This is a genomic window from Burkholderia sp. Ac-20392, from assembly GCF_017104585.1.
Taxonomy (GTDB): domain Bacteria; phylum Pseudomonadota; class Gammaproteobacteria; order Burkholderiales; family Burkholderiaceae; genus Burkholderia; species Burkholderia lata.
On the sequence record NZ_JAAGPB010000026.1, the window covers coordinates 1 to 17,550 of the forward strand.

The 17,550-nt window shown below is 56.5% G+C and carries 20 protein-coding genes and 2 pseudogenes; 12 read left to right on the forward strand and 10 right to left on the reverse strand.

The genetic code is table 11. The features are described 5' to 3' along the window. The 4 genes and pseudogenes from G3N99_RS06160 to G3N99_RS06175 form a co-directional block, all read right to left on the reverse strand. Window positions 1-216: pseudogene (locus G3N99_RS06160) on the reverse strand (GNAT family N-acetyltransferase); the annotation flags it as partial. 41 nt (window positions 217-257) lie between these two features. Beyond that, entirely contained in the window at window positions 258-1,217 is a 960-nt protein-coding gene (locus tag G3N99_RS06165) for an alpha/beta hydrolase (protein ID WP_206121914.1), read from the reverse strand. Window positions 1,218-1,389: 172 nt separating this feature from the next. Beyond that, on the reverse strand, window positions 1,390-1,869 hold the full coding sequence (locus tag G3N99_RS06170; protein WP_046545900.1) for a PaaI family thioesterase: 480 nt from the start codon (window positions 1,867-1,869) through the stop codon (window positions 1,390-1,392). Beyond that, window positions 1,866-2,180 carry a Dabb family protein gene (locus G3N99_RS06175; protein ID WP_027787175.1) on the reverse strand — a complete coding sequence of 105 codons (315 nt, stop codon included), beginning with the start codon at window positions 2,178-2,180 and terminating at the stop codon, window positions 1,866-1,868. The genes G3N99_RS06170 and G3N99_RS06175 overlap by 4 nt, the downstream gene beginning before the upstream one ends. 178 nt (window positions 2,181-2,358) lie before the next feature. Here G3N99_RS06175 and G3N99_RS42520 point away from each other — a divergent pair, with 178 nt between their 5' ends. The 5 genes from G3N99_RS42520 to G3N99_RS06200 all read left to right on the forward strand — a co-directional run bounded on the left by G3N99_RS42520 (window position 2,359) and on the right by G3N99_RS06200 (window position 8,764). Then, complete coding sequence (locus G3N99_RS42520; protein WP_206121915.1) at window positions 2,359-3,591, forward strand: integrase arm-type DNA-binding domain-containing protein; 1,233 nt, start codon at window positions 2,359-2,361, stop codon at window positions 3,589-3,591. A gap of 239 nt (window positions 3,592-3,830) precedes the next feature. Next, window positions 3,831-4,979, forward strand: a complete 1,149-nt coding sequence (locus G3N99_RS06185; protein WP_346778474.1) for a TIR domain-containing protein — start codon at window positions 3,831-3,833, stop codon at window positions 4,977-4,979. A 275-nt stretch (window positions 4,980-5,254) separates the two neighbouring features. Beyond that, complete coding sequence (locus G3N99_RS06190; protein ID WP_206121917.1) at window positions 5,255-6,301, forward strand: RelA/SpoT domain-containing protein; 1,047 nt, start codon at window positions 5,255-5,257, stop codon at window positions 6,299-6,301. Window positions 6,302-6,776: 475 nt separating this feature from the next. Beyond that, window positions 6,777-8,033, forward strand: a complete 1,257-nt coding sequence (locus G3N99_RS06195) for an ATP-binding protein (protein ID WP_206121918.1) — start codon at window positions 6,777-6,779, stop codon at window positions 8,031-8,033. Next, window positions 8,030-8,764, forward strand: a complete 735-nt coding sequence (locus G3N99_RS06200; protein ID WP_206121919.1) for a hypothetical protein — start codon at window positions 8,030-8,032, stop codon at window positions 8,762-8,764. Before G3N99_RS06195 ends, G3N99_RS06200 begins: the two co-directional genes overlap by 4 nt. Window positions 8,765-8,803: 39 nt before the next feature. Here G3N99_RS06200 and G3N99_RS06205 read toward each other — a convergent pair whose 3' ends face one another. Further along, entirely contained in the window at window positions 8,804-9,460 is a 657-nt protein-coding gene (locus G3N99_RS06205; protein WP_206121920.1) for an SOS response-associated peptidase family protein, read from the reverse strand. 208 nt (window positions 9,461-9,668) lie between these two features. Between G3N99_RS06205 and G3N99_RS06210 the strand changes: the two genes are divergently transcribed. Beyond that, window positions 9,669-10,169 carry a hypothetical protein gene (locus G3N99_RS06210; protein ID WP_206121921.1) on the forward strand — a complete coding sequence of 167 codons (501 nt, stop codon included), beginning with the start codon at window positions 9,669-9,671 and terminating at the stop codon, window positions 10,167-10,169. A gap of 60 nt (window positions 10,170-10,229) precedes the next feature. Here G3N99_RS06210 and G3N99_RS06215 read toward each other — a convergent pair whose 3' ends face one another. The 3 genes and pseudogenes from G3N99_RS06215 to G3N99_RS06225 all read right to left on the reverse strand — a co-directional run bounded on the left by G3N99_RS06215 (window position 10,230) and on the right by G3N99_RS06225 (window position 12,651). Further along, window positions 10,230-11,012: a DNA adenine methylase gene (locus G3N99_RS06215; RefSeq protein ID WP_206121922.1), complete on the reverse strand. Its 783-nt coding sequence runs from the start codon at window positions 11,010-11,012 to the stop codon at window positions 10,230-10,232. Between the two features lie 7 nt (window positions 11,013-11,019). Continuing rightward, window positions 11,020-11,517: pseudogene (locus G3N99_RS41810) on the reverse strand (tail fiber assembly protein); the annotation flags it as partial. Window positions 11,518-11,532: 15 nt separating this feature from the next. After that, window positions 11,533-12,651, reverse strand: a complete 1,119-nt coding sequence (locus tag G3N99_RS06225; RefSeq protein WP_206121923.1) for a phage tail protein — start codon at window positions 12,649-12,651, stop codon at window positions 11,533-11,535. On the opposite strand from G3N99_RS06225, the gene G3N99_RS06230 reads away from it, so the two are divergent. The 4 genes from G3N99_RS06230 (at window position 12,650) to G3N99_RS06250 (ending at window position 14,428) form a co-directional block, all read left to right on the forward strand. Beyond that, on the forward strand, window positions 12,650-12,799 hold the full coding sequence (locus G3N99_RS06230) for a hypothetical protein (RefSeq protein WP_206121924.1): 150 nt from the start codon (window positions 12,650-12,652) through the stop codon (window positions 12,797-12,799). The two genes, G3N99_RS06225 and G3N99_RS06230, sit on opposite strands and share 2 nt — an antisense overlap. Before the next feature lie 101 nt (window positions 12,800-12,900). Further along, window positions 12,901-13,221, forward strand: a complete 321-nt coding sequence (locus tag G3N99_RS06235; protein ID WP_346778473.1) for a hypothetical protein — start codon at window positions 12,901-12,903, stop codon at window positions 13,219-13,221. Between the two features lie 418 nt (window positions 13,222-13,639). Continuing rightward, window positions 13,640-14,041: an NUDIX hydrolase gene (locus G3N99_RS06245; RefSeq protein ID WP_206121927.1), complete on the forward strand. Its 402-nt coding sequence runs from the start codon at window positions 13,640-13,642 to the stop codon at window positions 14,039-14,041. Between the two features lie 87 nt (window positions 14,042-14,128). Then, on the forward strand, window positions 14,129-14,428 hold the full coding sequence (locus tag G3N99_RS06250) for a hydrogenase maturation factor (RefSeq protein ID WP_206121928.1): 300 nt from the start codon (window positions 14,129-14,131) through the stop codon (window positions 14,426-14,428). On the opposite strand, the gene G3N99_RS06255 is transcribed toward G3N99_RS06250, so the two are convergent. Beyond that, on the reverse strand, window positions 14,419-14,631 hold the full coding sequence (locus G3N99_RS06255; protein ID WP_206121929.1) for a hypothetical protein: 213 nt from the start codon (window positions 14,629-14,631) through the stop codon (window positions 14,419-14,421). The genes G3N99_RS06250 and G3N99_RS06255 overlap by 10 nt on opposite strands. 520 nt (window positions 14,632-15,151) lie before the next feature. Beyond that, a complete protein-coding gene (locus tag G3N99_RS41815) occupies window positions 15,152-15,430 on the reverse strand; it encodes a hypothetical protein (RefSeq protein ID WP_241011503.1) in 279 nt (92 codons plus the stop codon). A 125-nt stretch (window positions 15,431-15,555) separates the two neighbouring features. On the opposite strand from G3N99_RS41815, the gene G3N99_RS06265 reads away from it, so the two are divergent. Both G3N99_RS06265 and G3N99_RS06270 read left to right on the forward strand, forming a co-directional pair. After that, the gene (locus G3N99_RS06265) at window positions 15,556-16,377 is read left to right on the forward strand and encodes a site-specific integrase (RefSeq protein ID WP_206121931.1); all 822 of its coding nucleotides are present in this window, start codon (window positions 15,556-15,558) and stop codon (window positions 16,375-16,377) included. Between the two features lie 123 nt (window positions 16,378-16,500). Then, window positions 16,501-17,424: a recombination-associated protein RdgC gene (locus G3N99_RS06270; protein ID WP_206121932.1), complete on the forward strand. Its 924-nt coding sequence runs from the start codon at window positions 16,501-16,503 to the stop codon at window positions 17,422-17,424. Window positions 17,425-17,550: the final 126 nt, after the last annotated feature.

Consider the following 17,550-nt stretch of genomic DNA (forward strand, 5'->3'; position numbering starts at 1 on the left):
CCCGGTCGGCAGCAGCCGCCCCGTCGCGACCGCGCGCCGTCTGCCGGTCGCCGCATCGACCCGGTACGCCACCGCATGAAGCGACAGCGGATCGTCGTCGTCGAGCTCCCATTCCGGCGGAATCTGCTGCTCGCGCACGAACACCGCGTCGCGAATCCGCGCGGCGTCGCCACCCAGCACCGTCCAGTCGCCCGTTTCCACTACGCCGTCCGTCATCGCAGCTCCCATGCGGCGCGTTCGCCGCTCAACAACCGCCGTCAAACGTCGTCGAATGCGGCCTTCAGCGCCGCGACCGCATCGGCATGCGCGGCCCGTACCTCGGGTACGTAGCCGCCCATCTTGAAGAATTCGTGGATCATCCCCGGATAGCAGACCAGCGTGACCACGTTGCCCGCCGCGCGCAACTTCTCCGCATACGCGGCGCCTTCGTCGCTCAGCGGATCGTATTCGGCCGTCGCGATCCACGCCGGCGCGACGCCCGCGAACGACGGTGCATCGCGCGTGCCGTCGAGCGGTGCGAAACGCCAGTCGTCGCGGTCCGCCCGATCGCGCACGTATTGCGTGAAGAACCACTGGATCGTGTCCTGCGTCAGCAGGTAGCCGTTCGCGAGCCGTGCGTGCGATTCGGTGTCCTGGTAGCCCGTCACGCCCGGATAGATCAGCATCTGCAGCGCAAGGCGAATGCCTGCGTCGCGTGCGAGCACCGCACAGACGGTGGCGAGCGTGCCGCCCGCGCTGTCGCCGCCGACCGCCAGCCGTTCGGCATCGATGCCGAAAGTGGCGGCCTCGCGATGCAACCATTGCAACGCGTCGTCGGCGTCGTTCACCGCGGTCGGGAACCGGTGTTCCGGCGCGAGCCGGTAGCCGACCGACAGCACCGCGCATTGCACATCGTGCGCGAACATCCGGCACAGCGCGTCGTGCGTATCGACGCTGCCGACCGTGAAGCCGCCACCATGGTAGTAGACGAGCGCGGGCAGCGGCTCCGCGAGACTCGGCGCGACCGGCAAGTACAGCCGTGCGCCGATCGTGCGGCCGTCGCGCGTCGGCACGACGCATTCCTCGACCGAATGCATCGGCGCCGATGCGACGTCGAGGATCGGCGCGCTCTTCTCGTAAGCGGCGCGCGCCTGCTGCGGCGTCTGGTGGTGATAGGACGGACGTTTCGCACGCTCGATCATGTCGAGCACCTGGGCGATCTTCGGATTCAGCGGCATCGGTTAGGACGGCGCCGGCGTGGCACCGTGAACGGACAAGCGTGCATGATGCCATGCGCGCGTCAGGCGAGCGCACCGTGTCATGCGCGTCGAGATTCCGGTGTGCCAATGCACGCCGCAAAACAAAACGGCCCTGCCGGTGAAGAGGCAGGGCCGCCGTGCGTCCGGGCGCTTACGCGTCGCTCGGGCCGGGCTGGGCGTCCGGCGCCGTGCGCGAGCGTTGCCGCTTGATGTCGCGGCCCACCGCGAGCCGCCGCATGTACTTGAACGTGCCGAGCGCCTTCGCGACGAAATTGCCGTCGCTGTCGCGCACTTCGCCTTCGCAGTAAGCCATCGTCGTCGAGCGATGCATCACGCGCCCGTAAGCGCGCAACTCGCCGCGTCCCGGCTGCATGAAGTTCACCTTCATCTCGACCGTCACGACGCCGATGCCGTCGTCGGTCAGGCTGCGTGCGGCCATCGCGAGCGCGATGTCCGCGAGCGTCATCGTCACGCCGCCGTGCGCGATGCTCCACGTGTTCATGTGCCGCTCTTCGAGCGGCAGCACAATCTCGCTTGCGCCGTCCTTCGCTGACACGAGCTGCACGCCGAGCATGTCGACGAACGGGCTTTCGATCGACGGGCCGTCCGTCGGGGTTGCCGCGTCGCTCATCGTGCGCTGTCGACGATGTAGTCGACGCACTCGCGCGATTCAGCCACCGCGACGACGAATTTCTTCACTTCCTGGTGAACCGGGTGCACCTGGTAGGCATCGAGTGCGGCCTTGTCCGCGAAATCGGACACGAGCACGATGTCCGCGGTCGCGTCGAGGCCGGGCGTCGCCACGCCGACGTCGATCTGCAGCGTGCCCGGCACGAGGTCGCGGCAGCCTTCGAGCTTTTCCTTCAGCTTCAGCGCGTTCTGTGCGCGCGTCGCGCCTTCGGCCGATTCTTTCAACTTCCACATGACAATGTGTCTAATCACTTAGTTCGCTCCAGTTCGTGATGGTTCGGCAATTTGCCGCAACCCCTTGCCAGTCGGGCGTTTCAAGCCCTTCCACCGTTCGCATACGTTCGCCGGAAATCGTGTCCAGCCGAGAAAAAAGGGGGTATAAAAGGGGGTACCATTTCGACGATCCAGAGACGATACCCCCTTTTTCACCGTGCCACTTACCGACATCAAGATCCGACAAGCGAAGGCGAGCAACAAGCCTACCAAACTTACCGACGGCAATGGCCTGTATCTGTTGGTGAAGCCGTCCGGCTCCAAGCTCTGGCGATACAAGTACAGAATTGCCGGGAAGGAGAATCTCTTCGCGATCGGCGAGTATCCCACCACCAGCCTTCAAGACGCACGCGCGGCACGCGACGATGCCCGTGAACTCGTCAAGAAAGGGCTGCACCCTTCCCACGCGCGACAGGAAATCCTGTCGGCGCGCATCAACGAAGGCAAAGCAACTTTTCGAGCAGTCAGCGACGAGTGGCTGGAGAAGAAGCGGAAAACGTGGACCGAGCCCCACTACAGCGAGATTCTCCGCATGCTCGAAGCCGATGCATACCCATACATCGGGAACCGCCCCATGCGCTCTCTTACCGCCCACGACGTGCTTGCATTGATGCGTCGGGTCGAAGAGCGTGGCTCCCCTTCCGTAGCGATCAAACTGCGGCAGTACGTGTCCAAGGTGTTCCAGTACGCGGTGATCACGCTCCGGGCAGACGCAGACCCCGCGTCGGTGCTGCGGGGATCGGTTTTGAAGCCACCAACAGAGAATGCTCGGCCGCTGAGCCGCGACGAACTAAAGACGCTCTTTCGACAGCTTCCGACCTACAAGAGCAGACGAACCGCGATTGCGATTCGATTGCTGATGATGCTATTTCCGAGAACGATCGAACTTTGCCGGGCGCGATGGGAAGAAATCGACCTGGGCACCGCGGAATGGAAGGTGCCCCCGGAGAAGATCAAATCAAGGCGCCTGCATATCGTTCCGCTTCCCAAGCAAGCACAGGGACTGCTGCGCGAACTGCAGGAGATGTATGGAAATCGCGGGTACATCCTGCCGATTCTGCATAGCAATCGAACGCGTCCACACATGAGTCGTGCGACGATCAATCGGGCAATCGACTACATGGTTCCGGACAACCCCGAACCGATAACGGGTCATGACTTTCGAGCAACTGCGTCGACCAACCTCCATGAAATGGGGTGGAAGGACGAAGTGGTTGAAATGCAGTTGTCACACAAAGACAAGGACAGGACGCGCTCGACGTACAACCATGCCAAGTATTTGCCAGAGCGCCGGGAGATGATGCAAGCGTGGGCGAACTGGCTCGACGACGTCGAGGAAGAGGCATGCCGAGACGGGGGTACCGCAAGCGCTTCCATCAATGACCAATGATGCAGCAGTACTTGCGCCTTATCTGACGGGCGGTCAACTCCAAAACCTACGCCACGACCAACGTACATCCCTACTGGAAACACCGAGTCAACCCCTGATTGCTCTTCCGACCCATGCCCAAATCACACTGCTTGCATTTAGAATCACTTTGAGCAGATCCGCCAGTTCGAGTCGCGCGTAGAGCAACGCGAGCGCCATCCCGAAGCGCGTTACCACCAAAATGAGAGGCAGCCTTGAAAGTGTTTTTGAGCTACGCCAAAGAAGACAACGCGGTCGTCAAAGAATTTCATGATCATCTCAAGGCGTTAGGGTTAGATCCTTGGATGGACACGGAGCGCCTACTTCCGGGCCAGGCATGGGAGCGCGAGATCGATCGAGCCCTGAACGAAGCGAACGTTGTCGTACTATTCATGAGTCCTCGTTCGGTTAAGAAGCGCTCGTTTGTGACGCGTGAGGCCAATACTGCTGTTCAGAATCTACAGTACAAACACGCAGATGACATTTATCTCATCCCAGTGCTTCTCGAGCCGTGCGACGTGCCTGATGAGATATCCAGACGCGCCCAATATATTGGATACAATGACCCAGGCGCAAAAAACAAGATTGTCGCCTCGATCATGCGAGCAGCAGAACAACAAGATGTTGCGATATTAGATGGAGTCGCACACGGACCCTTCAAGGTATCCTCCAGAACCATTACGGAAAAAGAAGTAGGTCAACCAGGATACGAAATCTCCATCGATTATCCCGAATTTTCTTCAGGCAATTTTCCGGGAATAGCTCAATCCCTAAATACCCTTTACAAGGGAAGAGCCACTCGACTGCTCGTCGAGAATCGCACAAAGCCATGGGATATAGATCGCGAATTATATCCAAATCCTGATGGCGAATTCAATGCCTTTCACTCGAATGGTCGATGGGACAATTTTGGCATAGCATCGGCCACCGAGCAAAACGTCAGCGTATATTATAATTGCAGCTGGTACGGTGCCGGGGCCGCTCACACCAATGAATTTCACGAAACGTATAATTTTACAATTTCCAATGACCGCCTCTACTCACTCAGCCTGATGGAATTATTCTCCGATACCAACAGGGCCGCCGAGATAATAAGCCAAGAATGCAGAAAATCAATCGCCCGCGAGTATTGGAATAGAAGTGGCCACGACATTACTACCGATGAGTTCTGGGCCGACACCTTCCAAACCGCCACCTCCCCAGCACTTTCAAATTTTGAGACCTTCACGATATCAGACGGGAAACTCATTTTTTTCTTCGCCCCGTATACGGTAGCTGCGTACGCTTTCGGATCATGGATTATTGAAGTACCTTTGTATGACCTAAAAGATGTCATGGCAAAAGGAGAAAAATCACCGCTGAGACTCTGATAGCAATCCCCTGGAACAAGCCAATCCAGGCCTCCAATTCAATAGCGATACTGAAACGGTCAACCGACAGCACATCAGACGGATATTTGCATGCACCATGAGAGCGCCACCGGCGTGGCAGCACAATGCTGAAATAGCCAACATCCAATCTGCTCCAATTTCATCATTCGCGCTAGGCAGTATCGGTCGCAGCGTACCTCTTCCGTTATCGGGGCGTAGTATACGCTATGCTTACCCTGAGTAGACGTAGCCAATTTTTTGACCAAAGGATTACTATGACAACGGGGCCAGCTTGGGATTCACCTCCCTGGCAAACGAAGTATGCAGAGTATGCAGAGCGCTATCATGAACTCGCCAATGAGGTCGAGCATGCCTTGCGGCACGCGTTATCAGAAGCAGGCATTAAAGTTCACACCATTTCAAGCCGAATAAAATCGAAAGAATCGATTGAAGGCAAGTTACGGCGCACTGAGCAAAAAAATGGACTGATGTACCTGTTCGACCCCGAGCCACGATATCATTTTGGCTTGAAAGACGTGATTGGCGTTCGCGTCGTTTGTATGTTTTTGGGTCAAATCGAACAAATCGTCAATCAAGTTCGACGCACGTTCAATGTAATTGAAGAAGATCGAAAAACACGTAGCAGTGACGTCACTTCATTTGGCTATATGTCGGATCACCTTGTTTGCGAGCTAGGGGAAAATTTTAACGGCCCTCGATATGACCCTGTCAAGGGAATTGCTTTCGAGTTGCAGGTTCGGACTATCGCGATGGATGCATGGGCCGCGGTCTCACACCACATAGACTACAAAAGCGAATTCGGAATACCAGCCGAATTAAAAAGAGATTTCCACGCACTCAGTGGGCTTTTTTATGTAGCAGACACCCACTTTGAAATGTTTTCAAAGCAAATTAGCGATTTTCGCAACAATCTAAAAAATATAGAAGTAGCAAACGACGAAGAGCCAATTCCAATCAATCAAGACATAATGCACTCATATCTCCTGGAAATATTTCCGGACCGCGAGGTGGCTGATAGTGATTCGATTGAAGAGTTTCTGATCGAAGTATTGACCGCAGGATATAAATCGATGCAAGAGGTCGATCAAGACCTCCAGCGCGGATTACCCGCACTAAAGATGGGGGAACTCGATAATCCACCCTGCGACGAAGAAAGCGGTGACGAAACGAGATTTACGTCGATCGGTGCAGCACGGGGTGCCCTTGATCTCGCAAACGAGGAGTTCTTCCACAAGCGCACGCGAGGTGGCCGCCCGGATTCGTACGCAAAGTACCGCAAGTTCGTACACCCAAAGAGCTGATTCGCAATGCGAAGCACGATCGGCCGTATGTGGTCCGCGGGCTCTCCCTCTGCTGCGCCAGTACCGCTGGCACCTACTCAATCATCGTAACGAAAGGTCTACGTGGCGGCGCCGGCCGCTACGTGGCGGCGATTTCCCAAATGCTAGTAGAACCGATTCAAATTCCGCTAGAACGGCACACGAACGGCCCGCGTAGCCCGTCGATGGGATCGGTGGCATCAACGATCACCGTGCTCCAACACGGAACAGCACCCTAGCCAAGGCCGCGAAGTAGGGATCGATGTATCAATACAGAAAGGGTATGATTCGAGCATACGCACCACGGCTCTCCGAAAAATGCAGTACATCGACGACATTGTGACTTTGCGGAGCGCTCCCCAATGCGAGCAGTTTCGTGCATTCCGAGCGACAAAGGGACAAATGAGCGCATCGACCACACTGCTTCGAGCCCCTCTCGTCAAGAAGGGACAAGTTAATGATAGTATCACTCAGAGTTAGAAATTTTAAATCGATCGTAGATACGAAGCTTAGATTTTCCGAAACCTTTAATTGCTTCGTTGGGATGAATGGAGCAGGAAAAACCAGCATCCTTCAGGCAATCGATTTCGCCTCCCATTTAATGCGCGGCGATGTTGAGCAATGGCTTAAGCAACGCGGATGGAAATCGCAAGACCTTCACTCCAGACTCTCGACCGCAGTCAACATTGTTACATTCATCACCTTTAAGCTGCCTTCAGGGAAACTCGTAAAATGGCGATCAGCATTCAATCGCCAAACTGGCAGCTGCACACGCGAAGATGTTTATGTCGTCAACGATTTAGAACGCGATGATCTCGACATATTTGACCCACACCCGGACAACATTCTATTCGACGTCCGGCGAGGCAAGTACTCAATCGGAAAATCCGATAAAATCGACATCTCATTTAATTACGAAGGCTCCCTTCTTTCACTTCTAAAAAAGGAACTTCTGACGGAGGATATCGTTGCGTTACGCGACGGAATCCGCAATATCCGATCACTCGAATTACTTTCACCACACTTAATGCGATCAGTTTCTCGAGAAAGTGACGTTGATATCGGCATTGGTGGCGAAAAACTTTCTGCGTTTTTATACAAAATAAAAGGCGACCAACGCGCAGCACTCATCCACCTCCTAAAATCATTCTATCCATCAATAGTTGATTACAAAGTGGTGCAGCAGCGAGCGGGCTGGAAGCGACTCTCCATTATCGAAGAGCATGGTGGAAAACGCATAGAATCGGAAGCAAAATACACGAACGATGGATTACTACGCATTTTAGCCATTCTGGCGCAGACGGCCATGACGGAATCGACGCTTCTTTTTGATGAAATTGAAAATGGCGTCAATCCAGAAATCGTTGAGAAACTTGTTGACGCTTTGCAACGGTGCTCCGGTCAAATTATTGTGACCACACATAGCCCAGTGGTACTCAACTATTTAGAAGACAATGTCGCAATGAATGCTATCCAGTTCATATATAGATCGGGAGATGGTAGCACGAAGGCGCGACCATTTTTTCAATTGCCACGCGCGACTGAGAAACTTCAGATTATGGGCCCCGGAGAAGCATTCATCGACACGAGCCTGCCCGCCCTTGTTAACGAAGCCATTGAGCTGGACCAAGTCGAGAAAAACAAACTCGAAGAATTTAAGAGATCCATATCCAAAAAAATTATGCGGAACCCGCCGACTCAGGAGGAAAAATGATTTATGTAATGAGCGGCGAAGGACCAACAGACATCGGCACATGCAATAACGGCGCGGGCACTTGTACGGGCGACGAATTTAAACCTGGCCCGATGACACATCTGATCGACAGTTTGATTGAAAAGCATCACGATTTCAGCCCCTTGGCGCACAATCGCGACGCATATATCTTCATTGGCAAAGGAGAACTAGTCGATCGCGCGAAGGCGAAACGTGAACAGCGGTCGATGGCACTCGCAGGAAAAGGACGCGCTCAAGAGACCGGTTATTTCTATATAAATGCTTGGATGCTGGGAGAAATTGCGCTTGAGCACGAACAAAAAAACAAACAGCCGTCAGTCGCCGTATTGTTCCGAGATTCGGACGGAACAAATTCGACGCCAGCTGATTGGAATCGTAAATTCGATTCGATTTGCCAAGGCTTTGCGCGAGCCGGGCACACGAGAGGCGTACCGATGCTGCCCAAGCCAAAATCCGAAGCATGGCTTCTATGTGCCGTCAAGGACAATCCCTATCAAGGCTGCGACGTATTAGAAGATTTGCCCGGAAATGATGCGGCACCAAATTCCGCCAAGATGCGCCTAGATGAGGCGCTTGATGGTAGATCGTCCGCAGGTGAAATTTGCACGTGGCTATCAGAAAACGATTTTGACCACGATAGAACCGCGAATCAAATGGCTAGCTATGAATCGTTCAAAGCTCCGTTTATAGAAGCCATAACGAGGAAATAGCCTCCAATACTATGTTTGTGCCCATTCGTTCGAGCCAATTCACTTTGGTGCAGCGATCATTTCATCAGCAGGATAAGTCTGGAGCATTGTACGTACCGCTTCGACATTGTTTGAATGTAGCCATTCATCGTAGCCGGAAGATCTCAGTATGACGATCGATCGCCTTTCGTCGCCCGGCTTGTGCATACGCCCCATCACCGCGTGACCATCAGCGTTGACGGTCAGCATGCTCATGCCGATCAGCGTGCGGCCGTCATCCCCTTCGTAACGTCTCCATATACCAGCGACACAATACGGCTGCCAGTCGGTAAGGCCGATGCATTGCCAAACGTTTCGTCCAGTCTCGTAAGAAGGCTCGTATATCCATCGAACTGGGATCAAGCAGCGCTGTCCGGATCGCCAGGCCTTGCCGTATAGCCGAGACTCACCGACCGTTTCCGAACGGACGTTGACCGTGTCGAGCTTTCTCCGCTTCTTGCCGTCTTCGTCGACACGCTCAGGCTGCATGAACTTCGGCCAGAAGCCGAACACTGCCTTGACGACGCTCAGGCCATCCCCGTCCGCCAATACAATCGGCGCAGCATAGTCCGGGTACACATCCGGCTCCCACGGGTCAAGGCGGTACAAATCGCCAATGCCGATCTTCAGCTCGTTGATGCCTGGATCTTCGGTTGGTGCCTTGTAATTTGTGCACACAGCCCGCCCCCATTTTTGAGACTTGACGGCCTCATCTTACTCCGCGATAAACTGTATATCCATACAGTGTTTTGCTCGCATCATGATCTTGCCCCCATTCGACCCGCCCCAGTTTGACGCTATGTCGCAATGGTGGCGCACGTGCACGTATGCCGACGTTCATCGGCTGATTCTCGAAGTGCTACACCTGCGAATTACGCTGCGTGAGATGGGCACCCTGACCGGCAATGCCGCGAGAATGATCGCGTACCTTGATCGTGCCGAGGAGCTGCAATACGCAGCCCCGCTGCGCCGCCTGTCAAACAAGATCGATAAGGAGATCATGCGGGCCGGACGCATGGGCAATCCGCGCGCTTCCGTTGCTCCGTTCTCTGACGAGTGGCGCGCTCGCGAAGCCATGAAGTTCCGGCTTCACGATGTACCTGGCGAACCAGATCCCGGTTCCGACAAGGCAACAAAGCTGCCGGAATTCCAACGCCTGACATGGGAGGAGTTGCGCGACGCGTGGAGCGCAACCCAGTACAAGAAAAATCGTGCGCTCACAATCGAACAGCGTTTTGTGTTGGAAGTCGTGCACGTCCGCCGGACGCTGCGACTCATGGAGAAAATGGTCTGCGCTGCCGAGCTGGAATTGAAGAAGAACGGCTATCCCGACTCGTTTGCCCTCGACCAGCTCCGTCGCATGATCGAGGGCGCTCGCTTCGACTGACGCTTCCGGCCTGCACCCTGAACGCGATGCCGGCATGATTGATCGCACCGGCATCTTCGGTTAGAACAGCCCCACCGGCTGCGCCGCGTCATCCCAACTGAAAATGATCAGCTCGTTCCGGTCGACGGCCTCAACGCCGACGGTGTACTGGATTGGCACGGTCTCGATGTAGAACCCTTCGAACACGCGTCGAATGTCCGGGTGATCGTTGAGACTCACAATCGCGCGCCCCTTGAGACGGCGCAGCCGCTCAGCCATCTTTTCATACTCAGCGAAAGGAAACGGCACGCCATACCCCTGCGTCTCGTAATACGGCGGATCGAGATAGAACAGCGTGTGCGGCCGATCGTATCGGTCGATACACGCAGCCCAATCCAAGCGCTCTATGAAGGCATTCGCCAACCGCTGATGTGCGACGGATAGCTCCTCCTTGAGGCGAATGGGATTCAATCCCGGCGCGGCCAGCGTCTTCGATCCGAACGTCTGCCCTTCGAGCTTCCCGCCAAAGCAACTTTTCTGCAGGTAGTAGAAGCGTGCAGCACGCTGGATATCGGTGAGTGCTTCCGGGATCGTGTGCTTCAACCAGCCGAACAGCTCACGGCTCGTAAACGCCCAATTGAACTGGCGCACGAACTCGTCGACGTGATGCTGCACGACACGATACAAATTAATCAGCTCTCCATTGATATCGTTGACCACTTCGACCTTCGCCGGCGGGCGCATGAAGTACAGCGCGGCCCCGCCTGCAAACACTTCGACATAGCAGTCGTGTGCCGGGAAACGCGGGATCAGGTTCGGACGGCCACGTGATCTTCGCCGGGAAAGTCGGCGATTCGACAACATTCACCAGCTCGACCTGATAGTCGGCCCATGCGTCGAACGTCGCTTCTTCGAGATCCGACAGCCGCCCCGTCATCCGCGCGTCCGATTTGCCGCGATTCTTCTGGCGGGCGCTTTCCAGTCGAGCAAAGAAGTCATTCATCGCCGCCTCACGCGCCCGGTCCGCAACGACCTTCTCGTCGACGGCCCACGCGCCATCGCGCCATACGTGCGTATCGGTCGGACGCGGCTTGTCGGTCAGGCCCACGTCGTCAGGCGTCACTCCTGCCACGGTTATCTCTGACGCCACACCGGACTCCGTGCGATACAGGCGCACGCCCCGATAGTCGGGCAGCATTTCCCATTTTTCGTCACGCCAGAACGGCCAGGTGCGCGGGTCACGCTCGGGCAGCGGTTCGAGCGTACAGAACGCGGGAACCAGATAGCGGCTCGTATTCATCGGATCGACATCGGCGAGAAAGCTCACGACGTACTGCCCTGTCAAACTGTCATATTGGTTGCAAAGCATGGTCTACCCCTCGAATTAATATGCGCGGATCATCGCAAGCAAGGCGATGTTTCTCATACGCGCCTCCGCACCACCATCGGCCGCGATGCTGATCGCGTGCGAGTGCCCACCCACCCCGCCGATCCCGACGACGTGCGTATGCTGCCCATTGCCGTCAATGCCAATCGGGATCGTTGCCCCATCCGTCCCCAAGTTGTTCGCACGACCGTTGTCCATACCGTAACCACGCCCGGTGCTCGTCGAATACGCGCCATTCGACCCGAGACCGAACCCGTGAGAGTGCGGCTGCTGCGAAATGTTGTGCCCATGCCAACCGGACCCATCGGTCCAAGCGCTGTGGGAGTGATCGCCGGCGTCACTTGACGAGGCTCCGTGTACATGCGATCGGTTCTGACTGTCCTGCCAAGAACCGACACCCCGACCGGCGTCTACACCACGCCCACCGTCAGCACACCGGATACCTTCACCGCGAAACTCGGGAATGCGGAAGGTTGTCTCGCCGTCACCGATAGAGAAGCACCCCCACCACCCAGCAGCCCAATCCTTTTCCGTTGCAAGCGCTCCGCTCGCCTGTGCGTACGCCCAGAGCTGCGGATAGTCAGCTCGCTTCAGCAAGGCACCGTCGAGCTTCAGACAGCCCGCTCGCACACTGTTTCGCACCTCGAAGATGATCTGACCGATCGACGCCGACGAAATGGCGTCGACGACGTACGCTGTCGACGCGGCATTATTCGATCTATCGCCAGCCGCCACCGTCGGGACTTGCACCGGACGATCAAAGATCGTGCCTTTATCGGCCGTGAAGCGTGCCGTCACGACCCCGTTACAGGTGATGCCGAACGCGCCGTCAGTGATGTGGTACAGACCCGTATCCGGCGCTCCGTCTTTGTCGAACGTAAGCGACGGATTCTGCGGCGTGCCCTCCGACAGATAGATCCGGGCACTCGGGGCCAGCCACAATGGACCTTTGAGTGTCCCGCCATTATTCAGATCGAGCGGCGTCAAATTGACCGAATGCCAAACTACGCCTCCTGCGATTTTTACGGTTCCACCCGTAACCGCGATATCACCTCCAACCTGCAACGCGCTTGTGCCATCACGCGGGCAAGCAATCCGTGGTTCGGTGTCAGACATGACGCGCGTCATGCAGTCATCCAGTTACGCGAAATCGAAAGACGCACCGATCGTGCATGCGTGGCTCGACAAATTGTATGCGATGCCTGACCCCGAATGGACGCCCGAGCTGGCAGCCATTTATGCGACCACGAAGGAGGCTTCGTGATGCCTCGCCCGGCCCCTTCTACCCCACGTCCGCTGCCGCGAAAGCGGGAACACGCGAAGAAGCGCCCGGCTATCGCACTGGCGAGCGTCAACGGCACTTCAATGCAGTCGAACAGCAGCGGGCTAACGCCCGCAACAACGATCCAGAATAACGAAGCCTTGGCGGACACCCGCCAAGGCAGGCTCGCGCGACTTGATGCCCTTCGCAACGAGATCCGCACGCTGATCACCGAGATCTCTCACGCGGCCGACATCGAGTTGCTGGACCTGATGGCCGACGAAGTTGGTTCGTACGCCCGCCACAAAGCAGCCCAAGACACACGCACCTGGGCAGCAACGGCCGCGACCACGCTTGAGACTGGCTTTATGCAACTCGCTCGCGCAACGCAGCCCGAAACAGAACATCGAGGAAATTTTAATTGAGCACTACCAATGAACGCCTTCTGCGCCTGCCAAGCGTTATCGGCATGGTGGGCCTAGGCAAGACAACGATTTACGACATGATGAAGGAAGGGAGCTTCCCGAAGCCGCGACGTGTACGCAATCTGTCTCTATGGGCGGAGACCGAAGTACAAGCATGGATTAGATCAATCACTTCGGCAGAAGCATCCTGTGCTCAATGACACGCGCCAACGATCCGCCACGGTGCCGGCACTATACCGACGCTGTGGCGCTCACCTGAACATCACGGTTCAGCGATCGAGCTACCAAATACTCCGCTGGCTCGCAAACAGCGATGACTCGAACGCGATTACGTCAAGTCTGAACATAATTTTGGGCTGCCGACCGGCAGTCGCTACGGCCGCGCTAGAATACTAAAAACACTCAAGCCTCAGCCGTCATGAGCTTCCAAGATAGCGTCGCTATACCCGTAAAAGAACGCGCAACGGTAGTGTGCCTCCAAGGAGACTATGTATTGCTGGTCGCTCGCGCGGCATCGCGATGGGCGCTGCCAGGCGGGACAATTAAGGCCGGCGAGACGCCTCTAGAAGCGGCGCATCGGGAGCTGTTGGAAGAGACCGGCTTGGTCGACTTGGACCTTACGTATGCGATGCACTTCGGCGGCCTCTCAAAGCTGCACCATGTGTTTATTGGTGAACTCAGCGCCGCCCTGAAGCCGCAACCAAGCAACGAAATCGCCCGCTGCAAACTGTTCCGTCACGATGCCGTCGCAAAATTGCGAGCAAGTATTCCCACGAAGAAAATCATCGAGTTGGCCTACGGCAACGATTGGCGCTCATAGGCAAGATTCATGTCGCATTTCGAGAGCACGTAGCTATACTTCCGCGTGCAAACTTTCGAACGTCGCTCTACCCGCAGCGAGGCGAACATGACCAGCTCATACACCTACCGTGGATATACGATCGACGTTCATTGCGAACATAAGGCCGAAGCGTCTCAAGAATCTTCGGTCTCTTGCGAGACGCCGCTCGGCTACCTCGCAATAGTCCAGGTGCGCGCAGCACACACACGATCTTTTTTCCTAGCGCCGATTCGCTTGGCCGACGAACAGGGCAAGCCTTTTGTCGACAGCCTCGATGCATTGCGCGCCGGCCGTTCTGCAGGCGAGATCATCGTCGATGACCTACTCGTCGACGCATGCAGTGCCAGCTTTGACCTTCAGCGCTGATGCTTCCGCCGCGTCTCGCGGACAGCGTAAACGACTAGAAAGATTCCAACCATCGTAACGCCCGACGAGACGAAATCGTTCAGCGAGCCGGCGCTATCCAGCAGCTTGGGAAAGAGTCCCATGCTTAGCCCGACGGCCGTCAAAAGAAGACCCGCGACAACACCCCAGATGGGGCCTGCATTCTCATTGTGCGTGTATTTCATTTTGTTCCCGTCCTGTGTCCCATCCCCGAGACACTTTCAATATAGCTGATCAATATTTGGGACCAAAGCAGCTTTGACGGACACGCCCTACATGCAAAAAGTCCCGCCCTCGGGGGAAGAGTGAGGGCGGGAAATGAAACGGACACCTCTGGCGCGAGACGGTCCAAGAGGGTTATCGGCGGCGCTGCAAGAAACTGAAGAAGGCTACAGGGGGTACGGAAACTCATGCCCACCCGGCTTCTACCCCAGCGCAGCAAAAAGGGGGTATCGATGGGGGTATCAAGCGATCAAATGAATATGTATTTCATTAAATATCAATGACTTAAACATTGATATTTCAATGCAACTTCCACATGACGATATGACGGATCACTTCGGTTGCTCCTGTTCGTTCTGGTTCGGCGACTTGCCTGTCACCCTTGCCAATCGGGCATCTTACGCCCTTTCGCCGTTTGCTCGCGTGCGCCAGGAAGGCGTCTAGCCGAGCAAGATGCGAGTAATAAAGCGGGTATCGCTTCAATCAGCCGGCGACGATACCCACATTTTCACCGTGCCACTTGATGCCATCAAGATCCGACAAGCAACGGCAGGTAATAAGCCTACCAAACTTGCCGACTTCAATGGACTGGATCTGTTGATGAAGCCGTCCGGCTCCAGGCTCTGGCGATACAAGTACAGAATTGCCGGGAAGGAAAATCTCTTTGTTATCGGAGAATGTCGCAGCGTCAGCCTTCAAGGCGCGCGCGCTGAATGCGACGGTGCGCGTGAACTCGTCAACAAAGGACTGCACCCATCCCATGCGCGACGGAAGTCCTATCGGCCCGTATCAACGAAGGCAAAGCGACTTTTCTAGCAGTCTGCGACGAGTGGCTTGAGAAGAAGCGCAAGACGTGGACCGAGCGACACTTTGGCGAGATTCTGCGCATGCTCGAAACCGATGCGTACCCGTACACCGGGAACCGTCCCTTACGCTCTCTTACCGCCCACGATGTGCTTGCTTTGATGCGCCGGGTCGAAGAGCGCGGCTCCCCTTCCGTAGCGATCAAACTGCGGCAGTACGTGTCCAACGTGTTCCAGTATGCGGTGATAACACTGCGGGCAGACACAGACCCCGCGTCGGTGCTGCGAGGATCGGTCCTGAAGCCGCCGACAGAGAACGCTCAGCCGTTGAGCCGCGACGAACTAAAGACGCTCTTTCGACAGCTTCCGACCTACAAGAGCAGACGAACCGCGATTGCGATTCAATTGCTGATGATGCTGTTTCCGAGAACGATCGAACTTTGCCGGGCGCGATGGGAAGAAATCGACCTAGGGAGCGCGGAATGGAAGGTGCCCCCGGAAAAAATCAAGTCTCGACGACTCCATATCGTTCCGCTGCCCAAACAAGCGCTTGGACTGCTGCGCGAGCTTCAGGAGATGTATGGAGATCGCGGGTACATCCTGCCGATTCTGCATAGCAACCGAACGCGTCCACACATGAGTCGTGCAACGATCAATCGGGCGATCGACTACATGGTTCCGAACAACCCCGAACCAATAACGGGCCATGACTTTCGAGCAACCGCATCGACCAACCTTCACGAAATGGGATGGAAGGACGAGGTGGTTGAAATGCAGTTGTCGCACAAAGACAAGGACAGGACTCGTTCGACGTACAACCATGCCAAGTATTTGCCGGAGCGTCGAGAGATGATGCAAGCGTGGGCGAACTGGCTCGACGACGTAGAGAAAGAGGCGTGCGGATAAGCCCGATCCTCTGCCAGACATTTCGGCCCGTTTCGTCAACGACTTGGACCGTCACGCCGAGCGACCAAATTAGCACCGGAAGCATCACCGTCATATAGAATGATGTGCTTTGCCCGTACTCCTATGTGGTTCAAGAACCTTCAGCTTCATCGTCTTCCTGCTCCTTGGGCCGTTACCCCCGATCAGATGGAAAAATGGCTGGCGCCCCACGCGTTTCAGCCGGGCACCAGCGTCGAAATGCAGAGCTTCGGATGGGCGTCGCCGCGTGACGACGGTGCACTGGTGTATTCGATCAACAGGCAGATGCTGCTGACGTTTCGTGCCGAAAAGAAGCTGCTCCCGGCATCGGTCGTCAATCAGGTAACCAAGGATCGAGCGCTTGAAGTCGAGGAGCAGCAGGGCTTCAAGGTCGGGCGAAAGCAGATGCGCGAACTCAAGGAGCAGGTGACCGACGAACTGCTCCCGCGCGCGTTCACCATTCGCCGCGATACCCGCGTGTGGATCGATACGGTGAACGGCTGGCTCGTCATCGATGCGACTTCACAGGCGCTTGCCGACGACGTTCGCGGCCTGCTCGTCAAATCGATCGACCAGTTGCCGCTCGCCGGTGTTCAGGTGGCGCATTCGCCGGTAGCCGCGATGACGGACTGGCTGTTGTCCGGCGAGGCGCCGGGCGGATTCACCGTGGACCAGGACGCCGAGTTGCGCTCGAGCGGCGAAGGCGGCGCCACGGTGCGATACGTCGGCCACGCGCTGGAAGCGAACGACATGCGCCGGCATATCGAGGCCGGCAAGCAATGCATGCGCCTTGCGATGACCTGGGACAACCGGATCTCCTTCGTGCTGACGCCGTCGCTGACGATCAAGCGCGTGACGCCGCTCGACGTGATCAAGGAAGCGGCGGATCCGACCGCGCAGAACGACGCTGAACGCTTCGACTCGGATGTCACGCTGATGACCGGCGAATTGGCGCGGATGTTGACCAGTCTCATCGACATCCTGGGTGGCGAGCAGCACGACTCGGTTCGTCAGGCGGCAGCAGCCTGAACGACGTCGACGGCCGAGAAACCACGCCCCCCCCACGACGGCGAGGTTTCGAGCCGGCGCGACAGTTCAACGAGAACTGTCGTCGCCCTCCCCAAGGGTCGTGGCCGGGCGCTCGCGCCCCTTGGA